This window comes from Staphylococcus sp. HMSC071G07 (assembly GCF_001811435.1).
In the GTDB taxonomy this organism is placed as follows: Bacteria; Bacillota; Bacilli; order Staphylococcales; family Staphylococcaceae; genus Staphylococcus; species Staphylococcus pettenkoferi.
Window position 1 is genome coordinate 30,311 of the sequence record NZ_KV804785.1, and the last position, 14,871, is coordinate 45,181.

Genomic DNA, 14,871 nt, shown 5'->3' on the forward strand with positions numbered 1-14,871 from the left:
ACTATTACATTCACAAACATAATTCAATATAATATTAGAATATGTCTAGTAATTTGAAATATCTATTTAATTTTAAATAAATTATTATAATACGACGTACTCGTCATATTTTGTATAAACATTTAAAATTTAAAGTTTACCTAAATTTTATTAAGCGAAAATAAAGCTTTGTAAAGCGTTTAATGAATCAATAATAAGAGAGTGGTTAAGAAAAAGCCAGAGAATATATGTAAAGAAGAAAGATATCAAAAGCATCATAATAAAAAAACTGGAAAGGCTAATGCCTTTCCGGCGTTTCTTCAATAAATATTATACAGTTTCAGCCCAGTGGCTTGCACCTGATCCACCGTTCCAAACTTTATGAGCTACTTGGTCTTGTACGTGTTCAGGTACTTTAGCTGGAGAAACACCTTGGTATTGAGAAGGTGCTACGCTATCCCATGTGCTTTGTAAGAATTGGTATTTACCTGCTGCACCGCTTGATGGGTTTACTGCAGTTGGGTCACCGCCTGATTCACGTTGAACGATGCCTTCCATACCAGCTGGTGTACCAGCGCTTGAACCTTTAGATGAAGTTGATTGTTGTTTTGGTTGAGCTTGTGTAGTTGATTCTTGTTTAGGTTGTTGAGTTTGAGCTGTTTGTGGAGCTTGTTGTTGTTTAGGTTGTTGTTGAGTTGAAACTTGTTGAGTGTTTACGTTGCTAGTAGTTGCTGCTTCTTGAGTGTTGTCTTGTTGAGCAGCTTCACCGTATCCGTTCCAGCTCCAGCTCCAAGTTGAACCATTTGATTCGAAGTGGTAATGAGCACCATTGTAGTCAAAGTCATAGTTATATGAACCCTCTTGTACAGGGCTTTCGTTTAATTGTTGTGGATTGTTTTGAGCTAATTGAGCTAATTCAGCTTTGTTTACTCCTTGTTCAGCTGCGTCTGCTGAGTGATGACCACCCGCTACGCCTGTTACTCCTAATCCTACTGCTACTGTTGAAGCAATTAATGTTTTTTTCATTATCAAAAATCCTCCTATAAGGTAATTAGTTTTATGATCAATTTGCAAGTACTACTATAACATCCATATTTGCCTCGTAGGTTACAGTGAAATAAAAAAAACACGCACTTCTTTACAACATAATTACATTAAATTCTTTTAAGATTAAAGTGAATTTAACTTAAATTCCTTTCATGACAGTTCTCATTTATATAAATTTACGTATTATTATGTAACATTCATGTAATTTGTCTGATATTTCATCACCAAAATGGCTCTTTATTTATGTATATTTGCGAGTTGTCAAAGGGAATTTCAGCTAAATATTAAGCGGCTACTCTCTATTAATGGACAAGGTCAATAGAAAGTAGCCATATGAAAGTATAAATTTAGGAGAAATAGAAAGTTAGTTTGTGTTCGTTAAACAATTTCAATAATTTCGTCTGGATTGATAGTTAAGGGATCTGGATTATCAAATGGATTATATGATTCTATAATTGAAGTGTGAGTTTGGACTGTATTGTCTAATTTGGGTGATGACATAAATTTAATATATTCGATATTGATCTCGGAAATGAAATGTGTCTGGCCTTCTTTATCGTATTTGCTTGAGTGTAATTGACCGGTTATGCCTACGAGTGAACCTTGCTTGAGATAGTGTTCAATATTCTCAGCTAGTTTCCCAAAGGCTTTACAGAATAAAAAGTCAACGATGGGTTGATTGTTCTTATCACGATAATTGCGCTCCACTGCAACAGTGAAAGTCGCTCTTTTCCTCCCTTCCTTATCATAAATTTGAGGGTGTTTAGTAAGTCGCCCTACTACTGTAATATTGTTTAGCATGTGTCACCTCCTTTGGTAAGCTTATCTTATGCTAAAGCTTAAGCGAGAGTCAAAGTGCAGTTTTAGAGATAATCGGACAATTCTACCTAAAGTAATTGACGAAATTTGCGTGTTGCATTAATTTATAAGTTATAATGTATGTATAATGAAAGAAATCGTAGTATTTAAAATTTTTTAAATGGATGTGAGACGATGAAGACTTTCAAAGCTGTCCGCTTTCAAATTGTATCTGAACAAGGCGGTTTAACTGAATTTGAACTTGAAGATGGCGTTATTATTAATAAAGAAAATAGAGGGACAGGTTGGTTACTTGAAATCGTCATCTCTGATGCACATTATGAAGCGATGAAACAATATCAAGATGAAGGTCGTCTTCTTGATATCCGTGTAGTAATTACACGTCCATCTAACGACCCTGCACTCTTTGATGCAACGATTCAACGTATAACGAAGCTAGAAAAGACGATTTCTGTAGTCTTTGAATGTCATATCTATACGTTACGCCAAGTCTACGCTGAAAGCTTGCTTGAGCAACTCGTAGACGAAGGTCTATCTGGTGAGGAATTGAAGAAGACCTTTAATCGTATGATGAAATCGAAACCGAAACTCAAAGATGAGCGGGCGAATAAGTAACCGCACAATGATCTTTCCCTTAAATAGCCGTAATCTCTATACATTAAAAAGCTCGTAGATGCATTCAACACATCTACGAGCTTTTTCTTATTTCTTCTATTATTGTGGATCTTGCAATGCAAATGTGAGTTCACAACTACACGCAAGCTCGCCATCTACTGTTGCTTTAGCTGAGCCTTTACCGATTGGCCCTTTCATTTTAGTAATTTCTACTTCAAGTCTTAAAGTATCGCCAGGCGTAACTTGACGTTTAAAGCGACATTTGTCAATTCCAGCGAATAAAGCGAGTTTACCTTTATTTGCTTCGTTATTTAAAAGTGCTACTGCACCCGTTTGAGCTAATGCTTCTGTAATCAAGACACCAGGCATGACCGCATATTCAGGGAAGTGACCTTGGAAGAAAGGTTCATTACCTGAAACTTGTTTAATGCTCACACAGCGTTGACCTGCTTCGTACTCAACTACTCGATCGATAAGTAAGAACGGTTGTCTGTGTGGGATAATGTCTTTAATTTGGTTGTAATCGAATATCGTTTCCATAAATCTGCCTCCAATTTTAACTCAATCCATTTTACCTAGAACTGTCATTTAATCATTCACACGTTGAATATCCGCGCCTAATGATTTCAACTTACCATGTAAATCGACATAGCCACGGTCAAGGTGTTTCAACTCAGTGACTTGCGTCGTACCGTCCGCAACGAGACCTGCGAGAATCAGTGCTGCTGCGGCTCTTAAATCTGTCGCTTTCACTGTCGCACTTTGTAAATGACTCTTGCCTTCAAGCTTAGCACTACGTCCTTCTACAGAAATATTGGCGTTCATACGCTTGAATTCACCTACGTGCATGAAACGGTTCTCAAAGACAGTTTCTGTAATTACTTTATGACCTTCTGCAGTTAAAAGCAAGGCCATCATTTGAGACTGCATATCTGTAGGGAATCCTGGATGCGGTAGTGTCTTGATATCTACTGGCTTGAGTTCGCCTTCAGCAGATACCCGTATCGCATCATCTTGATAGTCCAGTTGAACGCCCATCTCTTCAAGCTTGTAAACAAGACTCGTCATATGTTCTTTAATCGCACCTTTGACGAGGATATCACCACGAGTAATCGCACCGGCAATGAGTAATGTACCTGCTTCGATGCGGTCTGGGATAATCGCATGTTCTACGCCATGTAATGCTTCAACACCATTGATTGTAATAGTATCCGTGCCGGCGCCGACGACATTACCTCCCATTTCGTTGATGTAATTCGCTAAATCAACAATTTCAGGTTCGCGTGCTACGTTCTCAATCACAGTCTTACCTTGCGCTAATGATGCAGCCATCACGATGTTCTGAGTCGCGCCAACACTTGGGAAGTCTAAGTGAATTGTTGTACCTTTCAAACCATCTTTGGCATTGGCGTAGATAAATCCGCCATCCATGTGAATGTCGGCACCCAGTTCTTCAAATCCTTTGATATGTTGTTCAATTGGACGAGAACCAATCGCACAGCCTCCTGGAAGTGCTACTTTCGCATGTCCAAGGCGTGCCAATAATGGTCCCATCACGAGTATACTTGCACGCATTTTACTTACATATTCGTAGGGTGCTTCTTCATTAAGTGTCTTCGTTGCATCCACTGTGACGCTTTCGCTATCCTTGTCATAAGCAACTTCAGCGTTTAACGTTGAAATTACGTTGTTAATTGTTTCAACATCGCTGAGCGCTGGTACATTTCGCAAGATACTTTGTCCTTTACTAGCGAGAAGAGAAGCCGTTAACACAGGTAATACTGCGTTCTTTGCGCCAGAAACTTGCACCTCTCCTCTCAACGTGTTGCCACCATTAATTACTATCTTATCCATCTTAAATCCTCCACTTAAATCCGATTCCACTGGGATAGTTGAAGTCATCGCTACGATGCTTCCTCTCCCCTCATTTCTATCCGATAAAGATTTATTTGATTTACTTTCTTTAACTGAAATGACGTCAGCTGAACTCTGTATTTCGCTAAGTTCAGAAATCGTTCACAAGGGTTGACGACGTCATCGCGTCATTGTATTGCATACCCTTTCTCAATTATTTATAACGTTGATGCTCTAGCCTTTCATTCTTAAGGTTGAATGTTCTCCTTATAGTTAAATTAAGAAACTGTTGCAGTACAACAATAAAGTTGTTGCCGTTTCATAGCATCAATTCAATAAATATTTAATTTGTGTTGAATATTGAAGTAAGTCGACGATAAAGTTACTTACTGCAGTACCCAATAATATCGCGAGAAATATCATGACGACCTGTACTTGAAGTGGATAGCCTTTTTTAAAAATCTGATCCAACCGCAATGAATGAATCGCCCAATAAGCCACACATATACAGACTACATGCAGTAAAATATGTATTATCGCGAATTGACTCAAAAAATTCATTTTTCAAGCTCCTTACTCTATTCGTTATCTATAATTGTACATGAAAGTGCGTTGAAATGATACTTTCTAAGTTGATGGTCAGCAACCATATATGAAAACCTTACAGAGCTACTTATAACGATACTTACATAAAGAAACTACCGAACAACTTGTGATTGCTCGGTAGTAAAGAGATTCATTTCCAAATTTTACGCTTTATTGCCCATCGAAATAGAAATTCTGTTCCAAGTGTTGATTTGACCGATAATAAAGATTAAATCTGTATACTCTTCTTCGCTGTAATATGCTCTTACTTTGTCATAAAGAGTGTCAGGCACTTTGCGCTCAGAAATTAAAGTTACATATTCAGCTAGTTCTAACGCTGCTTTTTCTTTATCACTATAAATATCTGTGTCGTCCCAAGCATTGAGTAAATAAATGCGCTTTTCATCTACACCTATTTTGTGCGCATCATCAGTGTGCATATTCAAGCAGAACGCACAGCCGTTAATTTGTGACACCCTAATTTTAATTAATTCTTGTAATTCTTTATCGATAGTGTTGTTTGCCAGTAATTTTTCCATTTCAAACATGACTTTTATGTTATCGGGTCTCACTTTTTCATAATTGATTCTGTTAGACATTATAAAGACTCCTTTATTTCTATTTCTCTCTACTTAAATCATTAATCTGAATATGTATTTTCACAAAACTTTTGCTTATGAAGTTAATTTAATTATATCCATTTTACAATTAGGGATTGCAGCCGTTAGCTTAAGCGCGTTTAAACCTGGCGTTTCAGGTAATAATGATTGTGAGGTGATAAATATGGCAGTTAAAATTGCACGTATCTATGATGCTAAAGAAGAGAAAGGCGTACGCGTGCTCACAGATCGAGTCTGGCCTCGAGGTGTATCGAAAGAAGATGCTAATTTAGATCATTGGCTTAAAGAAGTGGCACCAACGAGTGATTTGAGAAAATGGTTCAATCACGATCCACAATTATTTGGTGCTTTTAAAGAAAAATATGAGAAAGAGCTCAGAGAAAACGATGATCAAAAAGAAGCATTTGAAGAATTGAAACAAATTGTTAAAGAAAGTAAACAAGACGTCTTACTTCTCTTCGCTGCGAAAGACACTGAACATAACCAAGCCGTAATCTTAAAAGATTTACTAGATAATCAATAATCCTTACGCATTGGTTCACAACTCAATAACGAGAAACAAAAAAAGAAGTTCCCATGACAGGAACTTCTTTTTCTATATTATTGCATGTTAGCGACACGAATTCTATTGTTCGCACGTTTCAAAGCACGTTTCGCTCTATAGATGTCGCTGTTATCATCTTCACTACTCAAATGAGATTCTGCTCTAGATTTTGCTAATTCAGCTCTAGCTACATCTATTTCAGTAGCAGGCTCTGCAGTTTGAACGATTATAGACAATTTATGTTGTCTAATTTCAACAAAGCCTTCACTTACTGCAATGTATTCTGAACCATTCGCAAAGTTTACTTTGACGTGGCCAATATTAAGTGCTGCAACTGTAGGTATATGTCCATGCATAACACCCATTTCACCAGCTGTTGTCTTTAAGACAGCAAGTTCAACATCTTCGCGTTCATAAACAGAACCATTAGGAGTGACTATGTTTAGGCTTAATGCTTTCATCATCCATACCTCCTAATATATTAAACTTCAACACCCATATCTTTCGCTTTTTCAAGTACGTCTTCCATACCACCAACGAGACGGAATGCGTCTTCTGGGATATGGTCATATTTACCTGCTAAGATGTCTTTAAAGTCTTCAACTGTCTTCTTAACTGGTACATATGAACCTTTTTGACCTGTAAACTGTTCAGCTACGTGGAAGTTTTGTGATAAGAAGAATTGAATACGACGTGCGCGTTCAACTGTCTTCTTGTCTTCTTCTGATAATTCGTCCATACCGAGGATAGCAATGATATCTTGTAACTCACGGTATTTCTGTAATGTAGATTGTACGCCACGTGCAACTTCGTAATGTTCTTCACCAACGATTGCTGGTTCTAATGCTCTTGAAGTTGATGCAAGTGGGTCTACGGCTGGGTAGATACCCATTTCAGTTAATTTACGTTCTAAGTTTGTAGTTGAGTCCAAGTGAGCGAATACTGTTGCTGGTGCAGGGTCAGTATAGTCATCGGCTGGTACGAATACCGCTTGGATAGAAGTTACTGAACCTTTAGTAGTAGAAGTGATACGCTCTTGTAATTGACCCATTTCTGTAGCCAATGTTGGTTGGTAACCTACTGCTGATGGCATACGTCCTAATAACGCTGACACTTCAGAACCTGCTTGAGTAAATCTGAAGATGTTATCGATGAAGAGAAGTACGTCTTGTCCTTCTTCATCACGGAAGTATTCAGCCATTGTTAAACCAGAAAGTGCAACACGCATACGCGCACCTGGTGGTTCGTTCATTTGACCGAAGACCATCGCAGTCTTGCTAATAACACCACTGTCGCTCATTTCGTAGTAAAGGTCGTTACCTTCACGTGTACGTTCACCAACACCGGCGAATACTGAGATACCACCGTGCTCTTGAGCGATGTTATTGATTAATTCTTGGATTAATACAGTCTTACCTACTCCGGCACCACCGAATAATCCGATCTTACCACCTTTAATGTATGGTGCTAATAAGTCTACTACTTTAATACCTGTTTCAAGAATTTCTACATTTGTAGAAAGTTGATCAAATGCAGGTGCTTGTCTATGGATAGGATCACGACGAGCTGAGCTATCGATTTCACCATTTAAGTCGATTGGCTCACCAAGTACGTTGAATACTCTTCCTAAAGTCTTCTCACCTACTGGAACACTGATGCTTTGTCCGCTGTCTTGAACTTCAGCACCGCGTTTTACGCCGTCTGTTGAGTCCATAGCAATCGTACGAACGACATCGTCGCCGAGTTGTAACGCTACTTCTAAAGCAAGTTTATGTGTACCGTCTTCTCTTTCAACTTCAAGGAAAAGCGCGTTATTAATATTAGGGACTTCGTTATGTTCGAAACGAACATCAATGACAGGACCCATGATTTGTGTGACACGGCCTACTCCCATGCTTTATTCCTCCTTTAATTATTATTCAAAAGCTGTCGCGCCACCAACAATTTCAGTGATTTGTTGTGTAATGGCTGCTTGACGTGCGCGGTTATATTCTAATGATAAGTCATCAATAAGTTCGCTCGCATTATCAGATGCATTCTTCATCGCTGTCATACGTGCAGCGTGTTCACTTGCTTTAGCATCTAGAATCGTACCGTAGATTAAGCTTTCTACATATTGAGGTAAGATTACGTTCAATATAGAAGCCTTATCCGGTTCGAATTCATATGAAGACATCTGTCCATGTCCGAGACTTGAATCTTCAGGAGATAATGGAAGAACTTTTTTCTTGCTTGGCTTGTTTTCTAAGACACTCACAAAGTGACTAAAGAAGATTTCTAATTCGTCGATTTCTTCATCACTATACAAATCTACTGCTTTAGTAGCAATGGATTGAATATCTTTGAATGTAGGTTGGTCAGGTACATCAGTCATTACTGTACGGATGTTATATCCTCTGTTTTCTAAGAAATCTATACCTGATTGACCGATGACGAGCAATTCAAATTCGTCTTGACTGTTGTGCTTTTCATCTAAAGTTTGAACGAGATTCTTAAGGATATTTGCGTTATACGCTCCGGCTAAGCCTTTATCACTCGTAATCACTAAGTAACCGCTCTTCTTAACTTCACGTTGTCGAAGCATAGGATGGTTCGCTGTTTTGTCAGCACCTGCAACTGCAGTAATCGCATCTTGCATCTTGTCCATATATGGTTTGAATTGCTTAGTATTCTTCTCAGCACGACGAAGTTTAGAGTTAGAAACCATGTTCATCGCTTGAGTGATTTGTTTCATCTTCTTCGTCGATTTAATTCGAGTATCTATTTCCTTTAGAGACGCCATTATCTCACCACCTTCTCATTCACAAAGTTAATTATTCTGATACACTGAAGCTTCGTTTGAATTCGTTAATTGCTTGTTCGAATTTAGCATCGTCAGGTAAAGCACCTGAAGTTCTAATTTCGTTTAATAAATCACTTGCATTAACTTTAGCCCAATCATTAAATTCACTTTCGAAACGAGTGATATCTTCTGTTGGGATGTCATCTAAGTAGCCTTTAGTAAGTGTGTAAATAATTAACACTTGGTTCTCAACAGGTAGTGGTTTGTTCTGCGCTTGTTTAAGCACTTCAACAGTACGTTTACCACGCTCTAATTTCGCTGCAGTAAATTCGTCTAAATCTGAACCGAATTGAGCGAATGATTCTAACTCACGGAATGAAGCGAGGTCGAGACGTAATGTACCTGCGACTTTCTTCATTGCCTTAATTTGAGCAGAGCCACCTACACGAGATACAGACTGTCCGGCGTTGATCGCTGGTCTTACACCTGAGAAGAATAAATCAGATTGTAAGAAGATTTGTCCATCTGTGATTGAGATAACGTTTGTAGGAACGTATGCTGAAATGTCCCCTGCTTGCGTTTCAATGATAGGTAAAGCAGTGATTGAACCGCCGCCTAATTCGTCATTGAGTTTCGCTGCTCTTTCAAGAAGTCTACTATGTAAGTAGAACACGTCACCTGGATAAGCTTCACGGCCTGGTGGACGGCGTAATAATAATGAAAGTTCACGGTAAGCTGCCGCTTGTTTAGTTAAATCATCATAAACAATTAGGACGTCTTTACCTTGGAACATAAACTCTTCACCCATTGATACACCTGCATATGGAGCGATGTATAACATTGGAGAAGGTTCAGATGCTGACGCAGATACAACGATTGTGTAGTCTAATGCACCAGCTTGACGTAATTTTTCAACGTTTGCACGAACTGTTGATTCTTTCTGTCCGATTGCAACGTAAATACAAATTGTGTCTTGATCATGTTGGTTCAAGATTGTATCGATAGCGATTGTTGTCTTACCAGTTTGACGGTCACCGATGATTAACTCACGTTGACCTTTACCGATTGGTACAAGTGCGTCAATCGCTTTAATACCTGTTTGTAATGGTTCGTCTACTGATTTACGATCCATAACACCAGTTGCTTTCTTCTCTACTGGACGTGTTTTTTCAGTATGAATTGGACCTTGTCCATCAATAGGTTGACCTAATGGGTTAACAACACGACCGATAAGTTCGTCACCTACAGGTACTTCCATGATTCTACCTGTACGTTTAACTTCATCGCCTTCGCTAATGTCATCATATGGCCCTAAAATAACGACACCGACATTTGATTCTTCTAAGTTCTGTGCTAAACCTAGAACGCCGCTTTTGAATTCTACAAGCTCACCAGCCATAACGTCATTTAAACCATGGATAAGTGCGATACCGTCACCAATTTGAAGTACCGTACCAACATCAGTTACAGACATTTCCGACTCATAATTCTCGATTTGTGAGCGTAATAATGCACTGATTTCTTCAGCTTTAATGGCCATCTATGTCACTCCTTCTTCGTTTATTAATTCACTCTAGTAAATTGCTTTTCTAGCTTTCTTAGATCATTCTGTACACTTGCATCCATCACTTTAGTATTTACTTTCGCTCTAATACCACCGATAAGAGAAGGATTAACATGATTAGACACAATGAGATGATCTAAATTAGTTTGTTGTTTGATTACTTCAGAAAGACGTTCTATCTCTTCTTCTGATAGTTGATATACAGACTCGATCTCTGCGAAGTCTTGGTTGTGATGCTCATTGTAAAGTGCTTGGAACACTTTAAATACGTCTGCTACATAGCTAAGATGACGATTGTCAGCTAGTATGTAGAGCATATTCTCAATATAGTCGTTCACATCTTTGAATACATTTGTGACGAATCTACGTCTTTGATGCACATCTTTAGCAGGATCTTCGTCTAAATCTCTCAAAGCGTCGATATAAGATTCGACAGCTTGATCAATCGTAGCGAATTCTTCATAAATTGCTTCAAGCATATCTTTATCAAGGGCGACATCATAAAGGGCTTTGGCATATTTCTTTGCTACTTGTGCCATTATTTATCCCCTGCCTCTTTGATATACTTTTCAACTAAAGCTTTCTGATCTTGTTCAGAAATTTCTTTTTGAAGAACTTTAGACGCAATCAGAACGGAAAGCTCTGATACTTGATTATTAATATCTGCTAAAGCACGCTCTTTTTCACTATTGATTTCATTTTGTGCTGTTTCAATCATACCGTTTGCACGCACGTTCGCTTCATGAATAATCTCTTCATGTTGTTGACGTGCTTGGACTTTAGCGTCCTCAATAATACGATGTACTTCTTCTTGAGTTTCTTTAAGCGTTTGTTGGTTTCTTTCTTCTAACTCTTGTGCGCGAGCTTTTGCTTGTTCTGCATCGTCGATATCTTTGTTGATATCACGTTCACGTTGATCCATTACTTCTTTTAATGGTCCCCAAGCAAATTTCTTCAGTAAGGCAAGTAAGATTGCGAACGTAATTAACGTTACAATAATAGTACCCCACTGAGGGACGTGCGCCGCACCGAGTACGAAACTGTTTGTAGTCGCAGTCACTTCCTCAGTACACTCCTTTCATTCATAATAGCGTAATGCTTGTAAACAAAAATGAATGGCGAAAGTCGGCTGACTTCGCCTTTAATTGACTGTAATTATCTAGACATTACGATGAATGAAATTACAAGACCAAGGATAGGCAATGCCTCAACTAAACCAATACCGATGAACATAATTGACATTAATTGTCCACGTGCTTCTGGTTGACGCGCTACACCTTCGACTGTTCTTGAAACGATAAGACCGTTACCGATACCTGCACCTAATGCTGATAAACCGATTGCAATTGCTGCTGCTATTAAATTCATATTATAAAATCCTCCTAATTATAAATAAGTAATAAGTTAAATATTAATGGCCGCTTTGAACTTTGTGGGACATGTAAACCATAGCTAACATAAGGAATATGTAAGCTTGGATTGTACCGACGAACACTGAGAAACCTTGCCAAACGACAAGACCAGGTAGCCCAATGATCCAGCCCCATGCTGGTTGTGCGAACACAAGTGTTGCAAGTAAACCTAAAAGAAGTTCACCAGCAAAGATATTACCGTAAAGACGGAGACCTAACGTAAGAGTTGAAGTGAACTCTTCAAAAATGTTGATGATTGCTAAAGGCCAATACGGTTTTGCATAATCAACAAAGTACGTCTTAGCACCTTTCATCTTCACACCATAGAAGTGTGTAAGAAGAACCATCAATGTTGAGAGTGTCAATGTGACAGTAGGATCAGCTGTCGGTGATTTCCACCACAATTTATCATCACCGGAAGCGATAGACATTGGAAGACCCAACATGTTTCCGACGAAGATAAAGAGTATCAACGTGACAGCTAGGAAGTGGAACTGGCCACCTTTCTTCCACGCCATGTTACTCTCAATAATCCCTCTTACGAAGTCAAACACCCATTCGATGAAGTTCTGCTTGCCTGATGGACGCTTCTTCAGATTACGAGTACATATGATTGCGATAATAAAAACGATAAGCGCTGTAATCACCATCATAAGAATGGAAGATAAATCAAAAATGATATCGAATCCGAAGAGTTTCCATGTGACAAGAGGATGATCGTGTTCCATAAACTCACCTCTTTCTTGTAGAACTATTTAGTAAGATAGAAAGGTCTAAATATCATTAAAAAATAAGAAATAATTAGACCGATGACCACACCAAAAATATTAATATGCTCTTTGAACATAAACCATATGACACAGACAATAAACACTGTTAAATATCTCCAAATGCTGCCCGTAGAAATATGTATGGAATCTGCACTACTACTTCGTGCAAGGTAATATTCAAACATAAAAGTATTTACCAGTGATCCCGTCGTGCCTAGGATTAAGCCTAATATAAATGGTGAGTTTGTGAAAAAAAGCACAATACCCAGTACAATTATAGCATACAGGTAGTATTGAATAAATTGTTGAAAAATGACGTAGAAACGTTTCAAATTATGAGCCTCATTTCTCTCGAAAAGTCCGCATTGAAAACCGTTCCACTCACATAGTTTTAATAATAATATAGGGGGAAATATGTGTCAATTCCATTAGAATTTTTCTCTTAAAAACACCTAAAAAATTCATGATTTTGTCACATTTCCCGCCATATTATTAACGAAATGGTTCCGGTTTCGTCTTTGATAAGCCTAAATAATATTTAATATGCCCTACTATTCTTTCCGAAGCATGACCATCGCCATATGGATTGGATGCATCGCTCATAGCACGATACACAGCTTCGTCAGTAAGTAATTCATGTGTTGCTTTATAGATGTTCTCTGTTTCAGTTCCTACTACTTTTAACGTACCTGCTTCAACACCTTCAGGACGTTCAGTAGCATCTCTCAGTACAAGTACAGGCTTCCCTAATGAAGGTGCCTCTTCTTGCACACCGCCAGAGTCAGTAAGAATAAGATGTGCTTGTTGCGCAAAGTTGTGAAAATCAACAACCTCTAGTGGTTCAATTAATTCTATTCGATCATGCTGCCCTAAATATTTGTCTGCCAACTCACGCACTTTTGGATTTTTATGCACAGGATAGACCACAGTCACATCAGAATGATCATCAACGATGTTTTTAACTGCCTGAAAGATATTGCGCATAGGTTCACCGATATTCTCACGTCGATGAGCTGTTAACAAGATCACGCGTTGATTTGGATGTCGATTCATCACTATAGATTCATAGTCATCACGTACTGTATAAGCCATCGCATCAATAGCTGTGTTACCTGTGATAACGATGGATGATTCAGGCTTGCGCTCTGCTCGAAGATTCTCTGCTGCTGTTACCGTAGGAGCAAAGTTCAAGTCTGCCATCACGCCAACCATCTGTCTATTCATCTCTTCTGGAAACGGAGCATATTTATCCCACGTTCTTAAGCCCGCTTCCACATGACCAATAGAAACCTGATTATATAAAGCTGCGAGACTGCCTGCAAAGGTCGACATCGTATCGCCATGTACGAGTATCATATCTGGCTTCACATCTTTAATAACATCATCAAGTTGCGTCAAGATGCGTGAGGTCACCTCAGTTAGTGACTGCCCTTGTTTCATGATGTTCAGATCGTAATCCGGTTCAATATGAAAGCTGTGCAATACAGAATCTAACATTTCACGATGTTGCGCAGTTACGACTACAATGGGCTCAAGCATTTCCTCTTTCTTTAAAGCTTGAATCAGAGGTGCCATCTTTATAGCCTCTGGTCTTGTACCAAACACCGTCATTATCTTCTTCATCGACGCCACTCCTAAGCTTGACTATTTCGTACCGAATAATCGGTCACCGGCATCACCAAGACCCGGAATAATGTACGCATTCTCATCTAATTTCTCGTCTAACGCTGCGATGTAGATGTCAACATCTTCGTGTGCCTCTTTCAATTTCTCTACACCCTCAGGCGCAGCAATGAGACACATAAAGCGAATGTGTTTCGCTCCTCTTTTCTTCAATGAATGAATCGCTTCGATTGCTGAAGCTCCTGTCGCTAACATAGGGTCAATAACGATAATTTCACGATCTTCAATATCTTGTGGAAGTTTCACAAAGTATTCCACCGCTTTTAACGTTTCAGGATCGCGGTATAAACCTACATGTCCTACTTTAGCTGCAGGCACTAAGTTGAGGATGCCTTGCGTCATGCCAAGACCTGCTCTCAATATAGGGATAAACGCAAGTTTCTTACCTGATAAACGTTTCGCAGTAGTTCGTGTCACTGGTGTATCGATTTCAACATCTTGCAACTCGAGGTTACGCGTTACTTCGTATGCCATAAGCATACCTACTTCGTCTACAAGCTCTCTAAATCCTTTCGTACCAGTGTTCACATCTCGAATATAACTTAATTTGTGTTGAATCAACGGATGATCAAATACATGTACTTTCCCCATGGTTAT

The 14,871-nt window shown here is 38.8% G+C and carries 19 protein-coding genes; 2 read left to right on the top strand and 17 right to left on the bottom strand.

Annotated elements, in window-relative coordinates:
* Positions 1–309: 309 nt before the first annotated feature.
* Entirely contained in the window at positions 310–1,005 is a 696-nt protein-coding gene (locus tag HMPREF2802_RS11035; protein ID WP_070504672.1) for a transglycosylase family protein, read from the bottom strand.
* Positions 1,006–1,404: 399 nt separating this feature from the next.
* Positions 1,405–1,827 (bottom strand): single-stranded DNA-binding protein, encoded by a 423-nt coding sequence (locus HMPREF2802_RS11040; protein WP_070504675.1) that lies wholly within the window; start codon positions 1,825–1,827, stop codon positions 1,405–1,407.
* A gap of 192 nt (positions 1,828–2,019) precedes the next feature.
* Between HMPREF2802_RS11040 and HMPREF2802_RS11045 the strand changes: the two genes are divergently transcribed.
* The gene (locus HMPREF2802_RS11045; RefSeq protein ID WP_070504678.1) at positions 2,020–2,460 is read left to right on the top strand and encodes a YwpF-like family protein; all 441 of its coding nucleotides are present in this window, start codon (positions 2,020–2,022) and stop codon (positions 2,458–2,460) included.
* Positions 2,461–2,559: 99 nt separating this feature from the next.
* Here HMPREF2802_RS11045 and fabZ read toward each other — a convergent pair whose 3' ends face one another.
* From fabZ to HMPREF2802_RS11065, 4 genes are all read right to left on the bottom strand, one after another.
* The gene (fabZ, locus tag HMPREF2802_RS11050; RefSeq protein WP_002471640.1) at positions 2,560–3,000 is read right to left on the bottom strand and encodes a 3-hydroxyacyl-ACP dehydratase FabZ; all 441 of its coding nucleotides are present in this window, start codon (positions 2,998–3,000) and stop codon (positions 2,560–2,562) included.
* Between the two features lie 48 nt (positions 3,001–3,048).
* A complete protein-coding gene (murA, locus tag HMPREF2802_RS11055) occupies positions 3,049–4,314 on the bottom strand; it encodes a UDP-N-acetylglucosamine 1-carboxyvinyltransferase (RefSeq protein ID WP_070504681.1) in 1,266 nt (421 codons plus the stop codon).
* Between the two features lie 327 nt (positions 4,315–4,641).
* A complete protein-coding gene (locus HMPREF2802_RS11060) occupies positions 4,642–4,875 on the bottom strand; it encodes a DUF1146 family protein (RefSeq protein WP_040806344.1) in 234 nt (77 codons plus the stop codon).
* Positions 4,876–5,063: 188 nt separating this feature from the next.
* Positions 5,064–5,498: a carboxymuconolactone decarboxylase family protein gene (locus HMPREF2802_RS11065; RefSeq protein WP_070504684.1), complete on the bottom strand. Its 435-nt coding sequence runs from the start codon at positions 5,496–5,498 to the stop codon at positions 5,064–5,066.
* 184 nt (positions 5,499–5,682) lie between these two features.
* Here HMPREF2802_RS11065 and HMPREF2802_RS11070 point away from each other — a divergent pair, with 184 nt between their 5' ends.
* Positions 5,683–6,042 carry a DUF488 domain-containing protein gene (locus tag HMPREF2802_RS11070; RefSeq protein ID WP_002471603.1) on the top strand — a complete coding sequence of 120 codons (360 nt, stop codon included), beginning with the start codon at positions 5,683–5,685 and terminating at the stop codon, positions 6,040–6,042.
* Positions 6,043–6,119: 77 nt separating this feature from the next.
* On the opposite strand, the gene HMPREF2802_RS11075 is transcribed toward HMPREF2802_RS11070, so the two are convergent.
* From HMPREF2802_RS11075 to upp, 11 genes are all read right to left on the bottom strand, one after another.
* Complete coding sequence (locus HMPREF2802_RS11075; protein ID WP_040806347.1) at positions 6,120–6,524, bottom strand: F0F1 ATP synthase subunit epsilon; 405 nt, start codon at positions 6,522–6,524, stop codon at positions 6,120–6,122.
* Between the two features lie 20 nt (positions 6,525–6,544).
* Positions 6,545–7,957: a F0F1 ATP synthase subunit beta gene (gene atpD, locus HMPREF2802_RS11080; protein WP_002471643.1), complete on the bottom strand. Its 1,413-nt coding sequence runs from the start codon at positions 7,955–7,957 to the stop codon at positions 6,545–6,547.
* 21 nt (positions 7,958–7,978) lie between these two features.
* On the bottom strand, positions 7,979–8,845 hold the full coding sequence (gene atpG, locus HMPREF2802_RS11085) for an ATP synthase F1 subunit gamma (protein ID WP_002471605.1): 867 nt from the start codon (positions 8,843–8,845) through the stop codon (positions 7,979–7,981).
* Positions 8,846–8,876: 31 nt separating this feature from the next.
* Positions 8,877–10,385 (bottom strand): F0F1 ATP synthase subunit alpha, encoded by a 1,509-nt coding sequence (gene atpA, locus HMPREF2802_RS11090; protein ID WP_002471614.1) that lies wholly within the window; start codon positions 10,383–10,385, stop codon positions 8,877–8,879.
* A gap of 23 nt (positions 10,386–10,408) precedes the next feature.
* Positions 10,409–10,948 carry a F0F1 ATP synthase subunit delta gene (locus HMPREF2802_RS11095; protein WP_070504686.1) on the bottom strand — a complete coding sequence of 180 codons (540 nt, stop codon included), beginning with the start codon at positions 10,946–10,948 and terminating at the stop codon, positions 10,409–10,411.
* A complete protein-coding gene (locus HMPREF2802_RS11100; protein ID WP_002471663.1) occupies positions 10,948–11,469 on the bottom strand; it encodes a F0F1 ATP synthase subunit B in 522 nt (173 codons plus the stop codon). Before HMPREF2802_RS11100 ends, HMPREF2802_RS11095 begins: the two co-directional genes overlap by 1 nt.
* Positions 11,470–11,564: 95 nt before the next feature.
* A complete protein-coding gene (gene atpE, locus HMPREF2802_RS11105) occupies positions 11,565–11,777 on the bottom strand; it encodes a F0F1 ATP synthase subunit C (RefSeq protein ID WP_002471666.1) in 213 nt (70 codons plus the stop codon).
* A 43-nt stretch (positions 11,778–11,820) separates the two neighbouring features.
* On the bottom strand, positions 11,821–12,549 hold the full coding sequence (gene atpB, locus HMPREF2802_RS11110; RefSeq protein WP_002471667.1) for a F0F1 ATP synthase subunit A: 729 nt from the start codon (positions 12,547–12,549) through the stop codon (positions 11,821–11,823).
* Between the two features lie 23 nt (positions 12,550–12,572).
* Positions 12,573–12,923 carry an ATP synthase subunit I gene (locus tag HMPREF2802_RS11115; protein ID WP_070504688.1) on the bottom strand — a complete coding sequence of 117 codons (351 nt, stop codon included), beginning with the start codon at positions 12,921–12,923 and terminating at the stop codon, positions 12,573–12,575.
* A 160-nt stretch (positions 12,924–13,083) separates the two neighbouring features.
* Positions 13,084–14,214 (bottom strand): non-hydrolyzing UDP-N-acetylglucosamine 2-epimerase, encoded by a 1,131-nt coding sequence (gene wecB, locus HMPREF2802_RS11120; protein WP_070504690.1) that lies wholly within the window; start codon positions 14,212–14,214, stop codon positions 13,084–13,086.
* A 21-nt stretch (positions 14,215–14,235) separates the two neighbouring features.
* A complete protein-coding gene (gene upp / locus HMPREF2802_RS11125) occupies positions 14,236–14,865 on the bottom strand; it encodes a uracil phosphoribosyltransferase (RefSeq protein WP_002471657.1) in 630 nt (209 codons plus the stop codon).
* Positions 14,866–14,871 lie beyond the last annotated feature (6 nt).

What these genes read in the sequence shown, in the direction of transcription:
- HMPREF2802_RS11035 (WP_070504672.1), bottom strand. Translation starts at nt 1,005, where the DNA reads ATGAAAAAAACATTAATTGCTTCAACAGTAGCAGTAGGATTAGGAGTA.
- HMPREF2802_RS11040 (WP_070504675.1), bottom strand. Translation starts at nt 1,827, where the DNA reads ATGCTAAACAATATTACAGTAGTAGGGCGACTTACTAAACACCCTCAA.
- HMPREF2802_RS11045 (WP_070504678.1), top strand. Translation starts at nt 2,020, where the DNA reads ATGAAGACTTTCAAAGCTGTCCGCTTTCAAATTGTATCTGAACAAGGC.
- fabZ (WP_002471640.1), bottom strand. Translation starts at nt 3,000, where the DNA reads ATGGAAACGATATTCGATTACAACCAAATTAAAGACATTATCCCACAC.
- murA (WP_070504681.1), bottom strand. Translation starts at nt 4,314, where the DNA reads ATGGATAAGATAGTAATTAATGGTGGCAACACGTTGAGAGGAGAGGTG.
- HMPREF2802_RS11060 (WP_040806344.1), bottom strand. Translation starts at nt 4,875, where the DNA reads ATGAATTTTTTGAGTCAATTCGCGATAATACATATTTTACTGCATGTA.
- HMPREF2802_RS11065 (WP_070504684.1), bottom strand. Translation starts at nt 5,498, where the DNA reads ATGTCTAACAGAATCAATTATGAAAAAGTGAGACCCGATAACATAAAA.
- HMPREF2802_RS11070 (WP_002471603.1), top strand. Translation starts at nt 5,683, where the DNA reads ATGGCAGTTAAAATTGCACGTATCTATGATGCTAAAGAAGAGAAAGGC.
- HMPREF2802_RS11075 (WP_040806347.1), bottom strand. Translation starts at nt 6,524, where the DNA reads ATGAAAGCATTAAGCCTAAACATAGTCACTCCTAATGGTTCTGTTTAT.
- atpD (WP_002471643.1), bottom strand. Translation starts at nt 7,957, where the DNA reads ATGGGAGTAGGCCGTGTCACACAAATCATGGGTCCTGTCATTGATGTT.
- atpG (WP_002471605.1), bottom strand. Translation starts at nt 8,845, where the DNA reads ATGGCGTCTCTAAAGGAAATAGATACTCGAATTAAATCGACGAAGAAG.
- atpA (WP_002471614.1), bottom strand. Translation starts at nt 10,385, where the DNA reads ATGGCCATTAAAGCTGAAGAAATCAGTGCATTATTACGCTCACAAATC.
- HMPREF2802_RS11095 (WP_070504686.1), bottom strand. Translation starts at nt 10,948, where the DNA reads ATGGCACAAGTAGCAAAGAAATATGCCAAAGCCCTTTATGATGTCGCC.
- atpE (WP_002471666.1), bottom strand. Translation starts at nt 11,777, where the DNA reads ATGAATTTAATAGCAGCAGCAATTGCAATCGGTTTATCAGCATTAGGT.
- atpB (WP_002471667.1), bottom strand. Translation starts at nt 12,549, where the DNA reads ATGGAACACGATCATCCTCTTGTCACATGGAAACTCTTCGGATTCGAT.
- wecB (WP_070504690.1), bottom strand. Translation starts at nt 14,214, where the DNA reads ATGAAGAAGATAATGACGGTGTTTGGTACAAGACCAGAGGCTATAAAG.
- upp (WP_002471657.1), bottom strand. Translation starts at nt 14,865, where the DNA reads ATGGGGAAAGTACATGTATTTGATCATCCGTTGATTCAACACAAATTA.